At 62.6% G+C, this 13,811-nt stretch carries 15 protein-coding genes; all 15 read right to left on the bottom strand.

Annotated elements, in window-relative coordinates:
- Window positions 1–9: 9 nt before the first annotated feature.
- The 15 genes from flhF to fliJ all read right to left on the bottom strand — a co-directional run bounded on the left by flhF (window position 10) and on the right by fliJ (window position 13,809).
- The gene (gene flhF / locus I8746_RS21385; protein WP_003254409.1) at window positions 10–1,317 is read right to left on the bottom strand and encodes a flagellar biosynthesis protein FlhF; all 1,308 of its coding nucleotides are present in this window, start codon (window positions 1,315–1,317) and stop codon (window positions 10–12) included.
- 11 nt (window positions 1,318–1,328) lie between these two features.
- Window positions 1,329–3,458: a flagellar biosynthesis protein FlhA gene (gene flhA, locus I8746_RS21380; protein ID WP_088513375.1), complete on the bottom strand. Its 2,130-nt coding sequence runs from the start codon at window positions 3,456–3,458 to the stop codon at window positions 1,329–1,331.
- Between the two features lie 224 nt (window positions 3,459–3,682).
- Complete coding sequence (gene flhB, locus I8746_RS21375) at window positions 3,683–4,825, bottom strand: flagellar biosynthesis protein FlhB (protein ID WP_012051636.1); 1,143 nt, start codon at window positions 4,823–4,825, stop codon at window positions 3,683–3,685.
- A 2-nt stretch (window positions 4,826–4,827) separates the two neighbouring features.
- Window positions 4,828–5,604 carry a flagellar biosynthetic protein FliR gene (fliR, locus tag I8746_RS21370; RefSeq protein ID WP_012051635.1) on the bottom strand — a complete coding sequence of 259 codons (777 nt, stop codon included), beginning with the start codon at window positions 5,602–5,604 and terminating at the stop codon, window positions 4,828–4,830.
- A 7-nt stretch (window positions 5,605–5,611) separates the two neighbouring features.
- Complete coding sequence (gene fliQ / locus I8746_RS21365; protein WP_012051634.1) at window positions 5,612–5,881, bottom strand: flagellar biosynthesis protein FliQ; 270 nt, start codon at window positions 5,879–5,881, stop codon at window positions 5,612–5,614.
- A 21-nt stretch (window positions 5,882–5,902) separates the two neighbouring features.
- Window positions 5,903–6,658, bottom strand: a complete 756-nt coding sequence (gene fliP, locus I8746_RS21360; RefSeq protein ID WP_012051633.1) for a flagellar type III secretion system pore protein FliP — start codon at window positions 6,656–6,658, stop codon at window positions 5,903–5,905.
- Complete coding sequence (fliO, locus tag I8746_RS21355) at window positions 6,658–7,092, bottom strand: flagellar biosynthetic protein FliO (RefSeq protein ID WP_178085899.1); 435 nt, start codon at window positions 7,090–7,092, stop codon at window positions 6,658–6,660. The genes fliP and fliO overlap by 1 nt, the downstream gene beginning before the upstream one ends.
- 12 nt (window positions 7,093–7,104) lie before the next feature.
- Window positions 7,105–7,569, bottom strand: coding sequence for a flagellar motor switch protein FliN (gene fliN, locus I8746_RS21350; protein ID WP_003254417.1), 465 nt, complete (start codon window positions 7,567–7,569; stop codon window positions 7,105–7,107).
- Window positions 7,570–7,616: 47 nt separating this feature from the next.
- Complete coding sequence (gene fliM, locus I8746_RS21345; RefSeq protein ID WP_003254418.1) at window positions 7,617–8,585, bottom strand: flagellar motor switch protein FliM; 969 nt, start codon at window positions 8,583–8,585, stop codon at window positions 7,617–7,619.
- A 9-nt stretch (window positions 8,586–8,594) separates the two neighbouring features.
- Window positions 8,595–9,092: a flagellar basal body-associated protein FliL gene (fliL, locus tag I8746_RS21340; RefSeq protein WP_010955083.1), complete on the bottom strand. Its 498-nt coding sequence runs from the start codon at window positions 9,090–9,092 to the stop codon at window positions 8,595–8,597.
- A gap of 219 nt (window positions 9,093–9,311) precedes the next feature.
- Window positions 9,312–10,577, bottom strand: coding sequence for a flagellar hook-length control protein FliK (locus I8746_RS21335; protein WP_088513378.1), 1,266 nt, complete (start codon window positions 10,575–10,577; stop codon window positions 9,312–9,314).
- Window positions 10,578–10,647: 70 nt separating this feature from the next.
- Complete coding sequence (locus I8746_RS21330; protein ID WP_004577674.1) at window positions 10,648–10,995, bottom strand: Hpt domain-containing protein; 348 nt, start codon at window positions 10,993–10,995, stop codon at window positions 10,648–10,650.
- 48 nt (window positions 10,996–11,043) lie between these two features.
- Window positions 11,044–12,735 carry a fused response regulator/phosphatase gene (locus I8746_RS21325; protein WP_003254425.1) on the bottom strand — a complete coding sequence of 564 codons (1,692 nt, stop codon included), beginning with the start codon at window positions 12,733–12,735 and terminating at the stop codon, window positions 11,044–11,046.
- Between the two features lie 8 nt (window positions 12,736–12,743).
- Window positions 12,744–13,049, bottom strand: coding sequence for an STAS domain-containing protein (locus I8746_RS21320; RefSeq protein ID WP_003254426.1), 306 nt, complete (start codon window positions 13,047–13,049; stop codon window positions 12,744–12,746).
- Window positions 13,050–13,356: 307 nt separating this feature from the next.
- A complete protein-coding gene (gene fliJ, locus I8746_RS21315; protein ID WP_012051629.1) occupies window positions 13,357–13,809 on the bottom strand; it encodes a flagellar export protein FliJ in 453 nt (150 codons plus the stop codon).
- Window positions 13,810–13,811 lie beyond the last annotated feature (2 nt).

The raw sequence follows: 13,811 nt of genomic DNA, 5'->3' as shown, positions 1-13,811 counted from the left end.
GCTTCATGGTCAACCCGCTCGCCGTGGGTTGTGATAGAGATCAGCGAACATGTCGGCCATGGCCTCTTCGCTGGGCTCGTCCTGCTGCTGCACATTCACCGCCCGCGTGACCAACTGGTGGCCCCTTGGCAGGTGCAGGTCGTCAGGAATGCGTGGGCCATCGGTAAGATAGGCCACTGGCAGTTCATGACTGATGGCAAGGCTCAACACATCGCCAAGGCTTGCCGTTTCATCGAGTTTGGTCAGGATGCAGCCGGCCAGGCCACAGCGCTTGTAGCTGTGGTAGGCGGCGGTCAGCACCTGCTTCTGGCTGGTGGTGGCCAGCACCAGGTAGTTCTTCGCGGCAATGCCACGCCCGGCCAAGGTTTCCAGCTGCATGCGCAGCGCAGGGTCGCTGGCTTGCAGGCCGGCAGTATCGATCAGCACCACGCGCTTGCGCAGCAGTGGCTCCAGCGCTGCTGCCAGCGACTGGCCCGGGTCGACGTAAGTCACCGGCACGTTGAGGATGCGGCCCAGGGTCTTGAGCTGCTCCTGGGCGCCGATACGGAAGCTGTCCATGCTCACCAGCGCCAGGTTCTGCGCGCCGTACTTGAGCACGTAGCGCGCGGCCAGCTTGGCCAGGGTGGTGGTCTTGCCCATACCCGCCGGGCCGACCATGGCGATCACCCCGCCCTCTTCGATCGGCTCGATTTCAGGTACTTCGATCATCCGCGCCAAGTGAGCCAGCAGCATGCGCCAAGCCTGGCGCGGTTCCTCGATCTCGGCGGTCAGGTCCAGCAGCTCGCGGGCGATCGGCCCGGACAGGCCGATGCGCTGCAGGCGGCGCCAAAGGTTGGCCTGCTGCGGCTTGCTGCCCTGCAGCTGATTCCAGGCCAGCGAACCGAGTTGCACTTCCAGCAGCTCGCGCAGGCCCGACAGCTCCGAGCGCATGGCATCGAACAGGCGCGGGTCAACCGGCGCAGCAGCCGGTACGGCGGCGGCCTCAGGGGCATCGACGTGCGGCTCGATCAACGGTTCGGCAGCGGTCAAAGATTGCCCGGCGAACAATTGGCGGTTGTTGTCGCTGCTGTCCTGACGCTGGTCCAGCTCGGCCTGGGCAGTGGCAATGCGCGTGTGGGTCTTGCGCAGCTCTTCTTCCAGCTCGGCGTTGGGCACACGCGGGGCCAGGGCGGACAGCTTGTAGTCCAGCGCGGCCGTCAGCTCGACACCACCGGCAATGCGGCGGTTGCCAATGATTGCGGCATCGGCGCCCAGCTCGTCACGGACCAGTTTCATGGCCTGACGCATATCGGCGGCGAAAAATCGCTTAACTTGCATTATCCCCTACCTCAGCCGTTAGGGCCCACGGTGGCAACGATGGTGACTTGCTTGTTGTCAGGTATTTCCTGATACGCCAGAACATGCAAATTCGGTACAGCCAGGCGACCGAAACGCGACAACATGGCGCGGATCGGGCCGGCGACCAGCAGGATGGCCGGCTGACCCTGCATTTCCTGGCGCTGGGCCGCCTCGATCAGCGAACGTTGCAGCTTCTCGGCCATGCTAGGTTCCAGAAGAACACCGTCTTCCTGACCTTGCCCGGCCCTTTGCAGACTATTCAGCAAAATCTGTTCCAACCTTGGCTCCAGGGTAATCACTGGCAGCTCCGACTCAACGCCGACAATGCTTTGCACGATGGCGCGACACAATCCGACGCGCACCGCCGCCACCAGTGCGGCGGTATCTTGACTCTTGCCGGCGTTGTTCGCGATGGCCTCGGCAATACTGCGAATATCGCGCACTGGCACCTGTTCCGACAACAGGGCTTGCAGCACCTTGAGCAGCCCCGACAAGGAAATGACACCCGGCACCAGCTCTTCTGCAAGTTTAGGCGATGCCTTGGCCAGCACCTGCAGCAACTGCTGAACCTCTTCGTGGCCGATCAGCTCGTGGCAGTGTTTCTGCAGAATCTGGTTGAGGTGGGTGGCCACCACGGTGCTGGCATCGACCACGGTGTAACCCAGCGACTGCGCCTGTGAGCGCTGGCCGACGTCGATCCACACCGCTTCCAGGCCAAACGCCGGGTCGCGCGCGGCAATACCGTTGAGGGTGCCAAACACCTGCCCAGGGTTGATTGCCAGTTCGCGGTCCGGGTAGATCTCCGCCTCGGCCAGAATCACCCCCATCAGGGTCAGGCGATAGGCGCTGGGCTGCAGGTCGAGGTTGTCACGAATGTGCACGGTGGGCATCAGGAAGCCCAGGTCCTGCGACAGCTTCTTGCGCACGCCCTTGATCCGCGCCAGCAACTGGCCGCCCTGGTTGCGATCGACCAGCGGGATCAGCCGATAGCCGACCTCCAGGCCGATCATGTCGATAGGAGTGACGTCGTCCCAACCCAGCTCCTTGGTTTCCAGCGCACGCTGTGGCGAGGGCAGCAGGTCCTGCTGACGCTGCGCCTCTTGCTGGGCTTTGACCTTGGCCTGTTGCTGTTTCTTCCACACCAGGTAGGCGCCGCCGGCCGCCATCAGGCCGAGGCTGAGGAAGGCAATGTGCGGCATGCCCGGCACCAGGCCCATGACGATCATCAGCCCCGCCGACACCGCCAGCGCCTTGGGCGAATCGAACATCTGCCGATTGATCAGCTTGCCCATGTCTTCAGAGCCTGAAGCACGGGTGACCATGATCGCGGCGGCGGTGGACAGCAGCAGTGATGGCAATTGCGCCACCAAACCGTCACCAATGGTCAGCAGGGCGTAGACCTTGCCGGCCTCGCTGAACGACATATTGTGCTGCAGCATGCCGATGAGCATGCCACCGATCAGGTTGATGAACAGGATCAGCAAGCCGGCGATGGCGTCGCCGCGCACGAACTTGCTGGCACCGTCCATCGAACCGTAGAACTCGGCCTCCTGCGCCACCTCGGCACGGCGGTGCTTGGCCTGAGCCTGGTCGATCAGGCCGGCATTGAGGTCGGCGTCGATGGCCATCTGCTTGCCGGGCATGGCGTCGAGGGTGAAACGCGCACTCACTTCCGAGATACGCCCGGCACCCTTGGTCACCACCACGAAGTTGATGATCATGAGGATGGCGAACACCACGGCACCGACCACGTAGTTACCGCCGATCACCACCTCACCGAAGGCCTGGATCACTTTACCGGCAGCGCCATGGCCCTCCTGGCCATGCAGCATGACCACACGGGTGGACGCGACGTTCAGGGCCAGGCGCAACAACGTGGCCACCAGCAGGATGGTCGGGAACGCGGCGAAGTCGAGGGGGCGCAGGGCGTATACACAGACCAGCAGCACAACGATCGACAGGGCGATGTTGAAGGTGAAGAACACGTCGAGCAGGAACGGCGGTATCGGCAACATCATCATTGCCAACATCACCAGCAGCAACAGCGGCACCCCCAGGTTGCCCCGGCCGAGCCCGGCCAGGTTGTTGCGGGCGTTGCTGATTAACTGAGTGCGATCCACCGCGAGTCCTCTTGATGCAAAACTTTGACGCCCAGGGGGCGCCTGGGCGTGGCTTTGCAAGAAGCTTTCCAACTTTGCTCGGCGAGGGATTTATGTGGCTGGTACCGGCCCTTTCGCGGGTGAACCCGCTCCTACACGACGGCCTGCGCCCAACCACCGACAGGTGTCCACCACCGTATGGGAGCCGGCGCGCCCGCGAAAGGGCCAGAAGCCGTGATACAAGGTCAACTGTCGCGGCGCAGGTCCGGCGGGATCGGCAGGTCGTCTTTCAGCGGCTCTGGGCGCTTGCCTTTGCCGGATCGGTATTGGCGAATCTGGAACACATATGCCAACACCTGGGCCACCGCCAGGTACAGGCCAGCAGGGATTTCCTGCTCAATTTCGGTGGAGTAATAGATCGCCCGCGCCAGCGCTGGCGACTCGAGAATCTGGACCTTGTGCTCCACGCCAATCTCGCGGATCTTCAAGGCAATGAAGTCGGTCCCCTTGGCCAGCAACAGTGGCGCCACCCCACCCTTCTCCGGGTCGTATTGCAAGGCCACCGCATAGTGCGTCGGGTTGGTGATGATCACGTCTGCATCAGGCACCGCCGCCATCATGCGCCGCTGCGAAGCCTCGCGCTGCAGCTGGCGAATACGCTGTTTGACCTCGGGTTTGCCTTCGGAGTCCTTGTACTCGTCACGCACCTCCTGCTTGGTCATCTTCAGCTTGTTGTGTGCCTGCCACAGCTGGAATGGTACATCCGCCGCCGCAATCAGCAACAACCCTGCCGCCATCCACAGCGCACTCCAGCCAACCACCTGAACACTGTGTATGATCGCTTGATCCAAAGGCTCGTTGGCAATGGAGAGCAACGCCTGGCGGTCGTTGACCAGCACCACTATCGCCACTACCAGAATCACGAAAAACTTGGCGAGCGCCTTCAACAACTCGGTCAGGGCATTCATCGAGAACATGCGCTTGATCCCCGACAACGGGTTCATGCGGCTGAATTTCGGCTGCAACAGGCTGCCGGAAAACAGGAAACCGCCCAGGGCGATGGGTGCGACAAAGGCGATCACGAACAACAGGATCAGTATCGGCTGTACCGCCCAGATGGCCATCTTGCCCGAAGCCAGAAGAAAGGCCCCCATGGCGCGCTCGTCGACGATGATGTCGCGGGTCAGGCTGAAATTCATGCGCATCATGGCAAGCAAGGTCTCGGCCAGGTGCCCACCAAACGCCAGCAAGCCACCCGCGCCGGCCAACGTCACCGCCACGGTGTTCAACTCTTTGGAGCGCGCGATCTCTCCCTTCTCGCGGGCAGTGCGCTTGCGCTTCTCGGTGGGCTCTTCTGTCTTGTCCTGACCGCTCTCGCTTTCCGCCATGATCAGCGCGCCCTTGCCAATTCACGCAACCATTGCAGCGCTTCGCTGGCCAATGCCTGGTAGTGGGAGAGGATATCGGCCAGGCCGATCCAGAAAATGGCCATGCCCATGACCAGGGTCAACGGGAAACCGATCGAGAAGATATTCAACTGCGGTGCCGCACGGGTCATCACGCCAAAGGCGATGTTCACAACCAGCAGCGCAGCGATTACCGGCAGGATCAACAAAAGCCCAGCACCGAACACCCAACCCATGCGTCCGGCCAGCTCCCAGAAGTGATTGACCACCAGCGCACTCCCCACCGGCAAGGTGGTAAAGCTCTCGGTCAGCACCTCGAACACCACCAGGTGCCCGTTCATCAACAGGAACAGCACGCTCACCAACATGGTCATGAACTGGCTGATTACCGTGACGTTGACCCCGTTGGCGGGGTCAACCATCGAGGCGAAGGCCATGCCCATCTGCACCGCAACAATCTGCCCGGCAATCACGAAAGCCTGGAACAACAACTGCAAGGCCAGGCCAAACAGCGCGCCAACGATGATCTGCTCGGCGCACAGTAGCAAACCGCGCAGGCTCAGCGGGTCGAATTCAGGCAGCGGTGGCAGTGCAGGCACGATCACCACAGTAATCGCCACTGCCACGTAGAGGCGCACCCGCGCCGGCAACATGCGGGTACCGAAAATCGGCATGGTCATCAGCACCGCCGTTACTCTGAACAACGGCAGGATGAAGGTGGCGACCCAGGTGCCGATCTGCGTATCGGTCAGTTCCAGCATTGTCGCGTCAACCAATCAGCTGCGGGATGCTGGTGTATAGGCTGGTGATGTACTCCATGAACTTCTGCACCAGCCACGGCCCGGCAATGATCAGCGTGATCAGCATCACCAGCAGGCGCGGCAGAAAGCTCAGGGTCTGCTCGTTGATCTGCGTGGCTGCCTGGAACATCGCCACCACCAGACCCACCAACAGGCTTGGCACAACCAGCACGGCGACCAGCAGGGTGGTCAGCCACAGGGCGTCACGGAACAGGTCGACAGCAACTTCAGGTGTCATCGGCGGCTCTCCTTGACGGCGTCAGACGCCGCCGAAACTGCTGGCCAGGGTGCCCATGATCAGCGCCCAGCCGTCGACCAGCACGAACAGCATGATCTTGAACGGCAGCGAGATGATCAGCGGCGACAGCATCATCATACCCATGGCCATCAGCACACTGGCCACGACCATGTCGATGATCAGGAACGGGATGAAGATCATGAACCCGATCTGGAACGCGGTCTTGAGCTCCGACGTGACGAATGCCGGCACCAGGATCGTCAGCGGCACCTGGTCGGGGCCGGCGATGTCGGTGCGCTTGGACAGGCGCATGAACAAGTCAAGGTCGCTCTGCCGGGTTTGCGCCAGCATGAAGTCCTTGAGCGGGCCCTGGGCTTTGTCGATCGCCTGCTGGGCAGTCATCTGCTCCTTCAGGTACGGCTGCAGGGCATCCTGGTTCACTCGCTCGAACACCGGGGCCATGATGAACATGGTCAGGAAAAGCGCCATGCCGTTGAGCAACTGGTTCGAGGGCGTCTGCTGCAGGCCCAGGGCCTGGCGCAAAATCGAAAACACGATGATGATGCGGGTAAAGCTGGTCATCAGAATGACGAACGCCGGGATGAAGCTCAGCGCGGTCATGATCAGCAGGATTTGCAGGCTGACCGAATATTCCTGTTGCCCGTCCGGGGTGTTGGACAGGGTGATGGCCGGAATCGACAGCGGGTCGGCGGCCAGGGCCAGCGGCGCAGCCAGCAGCAGCGCCAGAGTCAACAACGTACGCAGCGCGCCGCTCATCACTTGTTGTCCTTAGGGTCCTTGCCCATGAGCTCCATCAGCCGCTGGGCAAACTCCGGCGTCGCCTGACGGACGCTTGCCGGTACTTCCACGGGTTCGGCCAGTACATGCAGGGCCTCGATGGTGCCGGGGGTATGGCCTATCAGGATCTGCTCCTTGCCTACCTGCACCAGCAGCAGGCGGTCACGCGGGCCGATGGCACGGCTGCCGACAATCTCGATCACCTGCCCACCCTTCACAGCGGTGCTCTGCAGGCGCCGCAGCAGCCAGGCCAGGAAGAAGATCAGGCCCACCACCAGCAGCAGGCCCAAGACCATCTGCGCCAACTGCCCGCCGAGACTGCCAGGTTGAGCCACCGGGGTGGCCGCTGGCGAGGCCGCCGCCAGGCAGGCGTGGCTGGCGAAAAGCACCGCTGCCGCAGCGATGGCGCGCATCGTGCCCTTCACTCAGCGCAGCTTCTTGATACGTTCGCTGGGGCTGATCACGTCGGTCAGGCGGATGCCGAACTTTTCGTTGACCACGACCACTTCGCCATGGGCGATCAGCGTGCCGTTGACCAGCACGTCGAGCGGCTCGCCGGCCAGACGGTCGAGCTCGATCACCGAGCCCTGGTTGAGCTGCAGCAAGTTGCGGATGTTGATCTCGGTGCTGCCCACCTCCATGGAAATGTTCACCGGGATGTCCAGGATCACGTCCAGGTTCGGGCCTTCGAGGCTGACATTTTCGTTCGGCTTCGGCGAGCTGGCGAATTCTTCCATCGGCAGGCGGCCCGGGCCGCTGCTGCCGGTGTCCCCGCCCAGCAGTGCATCGATGTCGGCCTGGCCGGCAGAACCGGTTTCTTCCAACGCTGCGGCCCACTCATCGGCCAGTGCCTGGTCCTCTGGGGAGGTGATCTCGTTTTCGTTAGCCATGATTTCCTCGACAGGCATTCAATTCGTTGTAAGCGACCGGCACACCGTCAGCGGCGTTCGATCGGGTCAATGATCTGCAGGGCCAGGTTGCCCTTGTGCGAGCCCAGCCGCGCCTTGAACGCTGGCACCCCGTTAGCGCGCAGCACCAGGTGCTCGGGCAGTTCCACCGGGATCACGTCACCCGGCTGCATGTGCAGGATGTCGCGCAGCTTCAGCTGGCGTCGGGCGACCGTGGCGGTCATTGGCACGGCCACGTCCAGCACGTCCTCGCGCAGGGCCTTGACCCAGCGCTCGTCCTGGTCGTCCAGGTCCGACTGGAAACCGGCGTCGAGCATTTCCCGCACCGGCTCGATCATCGAGTACGGCATGGTCACGTGCAGATCGCCGCCGCCGCCGTCCAGTTCGATGTGGAAGGTGGACACCACCACCGCCTCGCTGGGGCCGACAATGTTGGCCATGGCCGGGTTGACCTCGGAGTTCATGTACTCGAAGCTGACCGGCATGATCGCCTGCCAGGCTTCCTTGAGGTCGACGAAACACTGGTCCAGCACCATGCGCACCACACGCAGTTCGGTCGGGGTGAACTCACGCCCTTCGATCTTGGCGTGGCGGCCATCGCCGCCAAAAAAGTTGTCCACCAGCTTGAACACCAGCTTGGCGTCGAGGATGAACAGCGATGTGCCGCGCAGCGGCTTGATCTTGACCAGGTTGAGGCTGGTGGGCACGTACAGCGAATGCACGTATTCGCCGAACTTCATGACCTGCACGCCACCCACGGCCACGTCCGCGGAGCGGCGTAGCAGGTTGAACATGCTGATACGGGTGTAGCGGGCGAAGCGCTCGTTGATCATTTCCAGGGTCGGCATGCGACCCCGCACGATACGGTCCTGACTGGTCAGGTCGTAGCTTTTGATACTGCCAGGCTCGGATGCACTCTCGGTCTGCACCAGCCCGTCGTCGACACCGTGCAACAGGGCATCGATTTCATCCTGGGACAGCAGGTCCTGTACGGCCATTGCGGACTCCTACTGCAATACGAAATTGGTGAACAGCAACTGGTCGATGACCGGCTTGCCGACTTCCTTCTGCGCCACTTCCTGGACCACCGCGGTGGCCTTCTGGCGCAGCATCTCCTGCCCTACCGGGCTGCTGGCGAGGGTGTCGAACCCTTGCCCGGAGAACATCATCACCAGGTTGTTGCGGATCACCGGCATGTGCACCTTGAGGGCATCCAGGTCGGCCTGGTTACGCGCCTGCAGAGTGATGCTCAGCTGCATGTAGCGCTGGCGGCCGTTCTGGTTGAAGTTGACCACGAAGGCCGGGGTCAGCGCCTCGTAGATCGCCCCTGGCTTGACGTTGCTGGCCGTGGCCTCGGCGGCCGGAGCCGGCTCGCTCTTGTGCATGATGAACCAGGTAGCGCCCACCGAAAGGCCGATCGCCAGCAAAAGGCCGACGACAGCCAGCAGGATCAGCTTGAGTTTGCCTTTAGTGGCGGGGTCTTTGACTGCTTCGCTCTTCGCCATGCCAATAATCCGTCGTCCATCGGGGGGTTCAAGGGAGGATGGCTTGGCTTGAGCAAGTGTTATGCCAGATTTTGCAGGGGATGGATTCCAGCAGGTTTTGCGGTGCTGGCTGCTTCGCGGCCACGCCCGCTCCCACAGCTACCGCACAGGGTTCGAAATCAACGAAACGCCTGTTGGAGCGGGCTCGCCCGCGAAGAAGCCAGCCCAGGCCAACCGTTATCAGGCGTAGTAATCGACCGCACTGTCGCCGACAACCACCTGCTGCTCCAAAGGCCGGGCGCTATCGACCGCCTCGACCCCACCCTGCTCGGAGCGGCGCGCCGCCACCCCGGAAAAGTTGCTGCCCTGCGCCTGCCCCTGCTGTTGTTGCTGCCCGCGCGACTGGTCAGCCACGTTGACATCCGGCTGCGCCAACCCCTGCTGGGCAAACAGTTCGCGCAGGCGGTGCACCTGGCTGTCGAGGGCATCACGTACGCCGGCGTGGCCGCTGATGAAGGTGACCTGGGTCGCCTGGTCCGCCGCAACATTGACGCGAATGTCGAGGCGACCGAGTTCTGCTGGCTCCAGCTGGATATCAGCCGACTTGAGGTTCTGGCTGGACAGGTACATGACCCGGTTGACCAGGCCTTCTGCCCAAGCGTTCTGGTTCATTGGCAATGGCTGATGCAGCGGGTTCGCATTGGCCGGCACGGCATTGGCGGTCTTGGCCGTGGCCGCCTGGGTCAGGCTGGCCAGGCGGTTGGCAAAATCATCGATGCGGGTGTCGCTGCTGGCACTCTTGGTGTCTTTCAGGCCGTCCTCAAGCAAGCTGCCAAAAGCCTTGTCACCGGATTCGGTGCTTTCGCCATCGGCATTCTCGACCAAATTCGCCAAGGTATTGACGGCCGCCTGCCCTTCCTCGCCCTGAGCCTGGGCAGCATCGAGGGCATGTGCCGAGGTGCCACCCTTGGCCTGGGCACTGTGCTCCAGCGCGAAGCGCAGGGTTGGCAGGTTGGCCAGAGGGTCAGCATCCGGATCGAAGGCCTCCTCGCCGGACGGCTCTTCAGGCAGTGCCGCGGCGACCTGGGTTTGCGCCGTGGCCGCCTGCAGCACGGGCGCCACCGCCTCGGCCTGCGCCTGGATCAGTTGTGCGCCGGGCTGGGCATCAGTGACCTGACCGGCCACCAGGCTGGCATCACGCACACCCGTATCGGCCTGGGCCGAATCCTCTTTTGGCAACTTGTTGCCGTCATCGGCAACTGCAGCTTTGCCAGCCGGGTCTTTCTTGCCGCCGGCTGCCGCATCAGGTTTGTCCTTGGGCTTGGCTTGAGCAACCTTGTCGTCCTGCCCGGTAACCTTGTCGCGGCCCTGCCTGGCCATCACCTGGCCAAAGGCATCGCCCTTGTCGCCCAGCGCCTGCAGCGGCTTGTCCGCCTGCACGGCGGCCGAACGCGAGGTCTTGGCAATGGCATTGGCTTGCAACAAAGGGTTGGGTGCGACAGGCATCGAGCGGTCTCCGCGCCAGAAACAAAAATCATCGGGGCAGAGACAGGCAAGACTCGCGCCAACTCGCGTATCAGCCTGCGGAAATACGTTGCTGCTCACCGCGGTAAAAGTGCTGCACCACGACGAATTCCATGTCGATGCGGCTGATCAAGTCTTCAATTCCATATAACGGGGGCCGCCGTGCGCGCTCTTCGAGCTGCTGGCACAGGCTGGCCAAGGCCACCGCGCCCATGTTGCTGCTGCTGCCCTTGAAACTGTGGGCTGCCGCGCCAAGCTCCTCGGCGCTTTTGGCCGCGTGCAGCTGGCCAAGACGCCGCTCTGAGTCGTCGAGAAAAGTCTGCACCAACTGCAGGTAGCCATCTTCCATGACCTCACGCAGGTCACTGAGTACCTTGTGGTCAATATGCATGTCAGTCACTTGTTCACTCCTTGATCAAGCCAGATTATGCCCGAGCCAACCCGTGGCTCACCATACGAACTCCACATGCGCGCAACGCCCGCCTTCACTCCAGCGCGCGTCACTGGCCAACTGCCGCACCAGATTCAGACCGCGACCGCTCAGCCCCTGATCCAGCGAAGGCCGCGCAAGCACTTGCTGCACGTCGAAGCCGGCACCGCTGTCGCGCACCTCGATCATCAGACGCCCACCGCCGCCATGCGGTTCAACCTTGAAATCGATGCTTACAAAGCCTTCGGTCAGCGAGCCCAGGCGCCGGGCGCGCTCCTGGTAATAGTCGGTAAAGCCCTGCACATCGCGCTTGAGCTGTGAGTCCAGGCCCAGCACACCATGCTCAAGCGCATTGGCATACAACTCGCTAAGCACACTGTGCAAGTTGCCGGTACGCGCGCGCAGGCCATGAATTTCTTGCAACAACTGCACCAGGTAAGGCACAGGGTTGAAGCGCTTAAGGCTTTCGCCACGCACTTCGAAGCTCAGCGACCAGTCCAGCGGGCTGGAGCGGCCACTATCAGAGTAGATCATCGGTGCCGGCACCCGCTCCTCGGCAGTGAACATGCGAATATCGCACAAGCTGATGTCATCGCGTGGCTGCCCACCAAAACGCTCCAGGGCCAGCATCAGCTCATCGAACAACTGCACAGGGTCGCGGTTGTCGGCCAGCACCGCTCGCAGGCGCTGTACGCCAAACAGGCGCTCCTGGTCGTCGGCGGTATCGAGCACACCGTCTGACAGCAGCAACAGGCGCTCGCCCGGTGCCAGCGGCAACACCTCTGTGCTGTCATCGAAGCGCTCAGCGGCCAGAATGCCCAGCGGCAGGTGCCGCGAACTCAGTGCCGACAGCACTTGGCCATCCACCGACAGGCGATAGCCATCAGGCATACCGCCATTCCATACCTCCACCGAGCCGCGCTGCATGCTGAGGTTGAGCAGCAGCGCACAGCAGAACATGTCCACCGGCAGGATGCGCTTGAGCTTGGCATTCATCTCGCGCAGGATCTGCGCCATGCCGTAGCCCTTGGCGGTCATGCCGTAGAACACCTCAGCCATCGGCATGGCGCCGACCGCCGCCGGCAGGCCATGACCGGTGAAATCGCCAAGCAGCACACGCATGTCGCCGGCCGGGGTAAATGCCGCCAGCATCAGGTCGCCATTGAACAGCGCGTAAGGCGATTGCAGGTAGCGAATGTTGGGTGCAGAAAGGCAACCCGAGTGGGCCACCTTGTCGAACACCGCCTTGGCGACCCGCTGCTCGTTAAGCAGGTGATGGTGATGCCGGGTGATCTGGTCACGCTGTTCCAGTACCGTTGCCTGCAAGCGACGCAGACGGTCCATGGCGCGAATCTTGGCAGCGAGGATCACCGCACTGTAGGGCTTGGCCATGAAATCATCGCCCCCCGCCTCCAGGCAACGCACCAGGCCTTCTTCTTCATTCAGCGACGTCAGGAAAATGATCGGCACCAGCGCCTCGCCAGCCAATGCCTTGATCTGCCGCGCCGCCTCGAAGCCATCCATGACCGGCATCAGGGCGTCCAGCAGCACCAGTTGCGGGCGCCGCTCGAGGTACAGCGCTACCGCCTGCTCGCCGTTTTCCGCAGTGAATACCTGATGCCCCTGGCGGCGCACGATCTGCGCAAGCAGAAGGCGATCGACAGCACTGTCTTCGGCGACCAGCACGGTCAACGCCTGTTCGGCCGGCATGTCGGCGCTCAACTGATATCGAAGAGTTTTTCGAAATTGGAGATAGCGAGAATCTTGCGCACGTCGGAGCTGGCATGCACTACCCGCACATCCGACTCGTCGCCGCCCGCGTGGTCGCGCAGCAACAGCAGCATGCCCAGCGCGGAGCTGTCGAGGTAGGTGGTGTCCTTCAGGTCGACGACCACCGAATCCGGGCGCCTGGGCTGGCGTTCGTAGGCGTCGCGAAACTCCTGATGCTTGCCGAAATCGAAGCGCCCCTTGATCTTGATGGTCAGCTTTTTCCCGTCCTGCGAAAAATCAGTCTCGACTGCCATGCTAGCGATTCCTTCGATGATGGCGGATGCAACTGCTCTAAGGTTTAGCAGGCGATGGTGGGGGTGGCAAGCGGATGCAGGCTCGTGGCTTTGATGGCCTGTACGGCCTCTTCGCGGGTAAACCCGCTCCTACATCAATCGGTGGTGTCGCCCAATACCGTGGTAGGAGCGGGTTCACCCGCGAATAGGCCGGACCTGCCAGCCAATATACCCGGTCATACACCGTCGCAGCCGCCACCGCATTCGCGGGCAAGACATCGCATTTGTTTCGGGCCAATTATTCCGCTGCAAGGCCTGCGGCGAACACCTATAGAGGGTTTTGCCGCGGTAGGCGCTGCGACAGCTCATCCAGCAAGCGCTGCTCGCGCTTGTCTTCAGCGCGCCGGGCCTCGTCCTGGTAGCGCTGTACCAGCTTGCGCAAACCTTCCACCCGGGCATAGGCCTGCTGCCAGGCACCACGGGCATTATTGAGGTTGTTCTGGTGCCAGACCAGGCTTTGCCGCTGCTGGGTCATGGCCGTTTCCAGCTGCCCCAGAAAACGCTGATAATTGACCAGCCAGCTGCCATTGACCCCTTGCCCGCCGCGGTTGATCCACTGCAACTGGTAATCCTCGCGAAAGCGCTCCAGCTCAGCCAGCTTGGCCTGGGCCGTGGCCACCTGCTGCTGGAAATGGCCAAGGCGCTGAGCCGCCTTGCGCTCGGCCTCTTCGGCCATGTCCACCACCGGCGCCAGGCGCGCGGCACGTCCGGGCAGCGCCATGG

The organism is Pseudomonas sp. USTB-Z, assembly GCF_019691255.1.
Classification (GTDB): domain Bacteria; phylum Pseudomonadota; class Gammaproteobacteria; order Pseudomonadales; family Pseudomonadaceae; genus Aquipseudomonas; species Aquipseudomonas alloputida.
Note: the sequence above shows the minus strand (reverse complement) of the source record. Positions and strands in the feature narration are given on the sequence as shown.

Excerpts from the sequence above, each read along its gene's own strand:
- flhF (WP_003254409.1), bottom strand. The coding sequence starts at position 1,317 with ATGCAAGTTAAGCGATTTTTCGCCGCCGATATGCGTCAGGCCATGAAA.
- flhB (WP_012051636.1), bottom strand. The coding sequence starts at position 4,825 with ATGGCGGAAAGCGAGAGCGGTCAGGACAAGACAGAAGAGCCCACCGAG.
- fliR (WP_012051635.1), bottom strand. The coding sequence starts at position 5,604 with ATGCTGGAACTGACCGATACGCAGATCGGCACCTGGGTCGCCACCTTC.
- fliQ (WP_012051634.1), bottom strand. The coding sequence starts at position 5,881 with ATGACACCTGAAGTTGCTGTCGACCTGTTCCGTGACGCCCTGTGGCTG.
- fliP (WP_012051633.1), bottom strand. The coding sequence starts at position 6,658 with ATGAGCGGCGCGCTGCGTACGTTGTTGACTCTGGCGCTGCTGCTGGCT.
- fliO (WP_178085899.1), bottom strand. The coding sequence starts at position 7,092 with ATGCGCGCCATCGCTGCGGCAGCGGTGCTTTTCGCCAGCCACGCCTGC.
- fliN (WP_003254417.1), bottom strand. The coding sequence starts at position 7,569 with ATGGCTAACGAAAACGAGATCACCTCCCCAGAGGACCAGGCACTGGCC.
- fliM (WP_003254418.1), bottom strand. The coding sequence starts at position 8,585 with ATGGCCGTACAGGACCTGCTGTCCCAGGATGAAATCGATGCCCTGTTG.
- fliL (WP_010955083.1), bottom strand. The coding sequence starts at position 9,092 with ATGGCGAAGAGCGAAGCAGTCAAAGACCCCGCCACTAAAGGCAAACTC.
- I8746_RS21335 (WP_088513378.1), bottom strand. The coding sequence starts at position 10,577 with ATGCCTGTCGCACCCAACCCTTTGTTGCAAGCCAATGCCATTGCCAAG.
- I8746_RS21325 (WP_003254425.1), bottom strand. The coding sequence starts at position 12,735 with ATGCCGGCCGAACAGGCGTTGACCGTGCTGGTCGCCGAAGACAGTGCT.
- I8746_RS21320 (WP_003254426.1), bottom strand. The coding sequence starts at position 13,049 with ATGGCAGTCGAGACTGATTTTTCGCAGGACGGGAAAAAGCTGACCATC.
- fliJ (WP_012051629.1), bottom strand. The coding sequence starts at position 13,809 with ATGGCGCTGCCCGGACGTGCCGCGCGCCTGGCGCCGGTGGTGGACATG.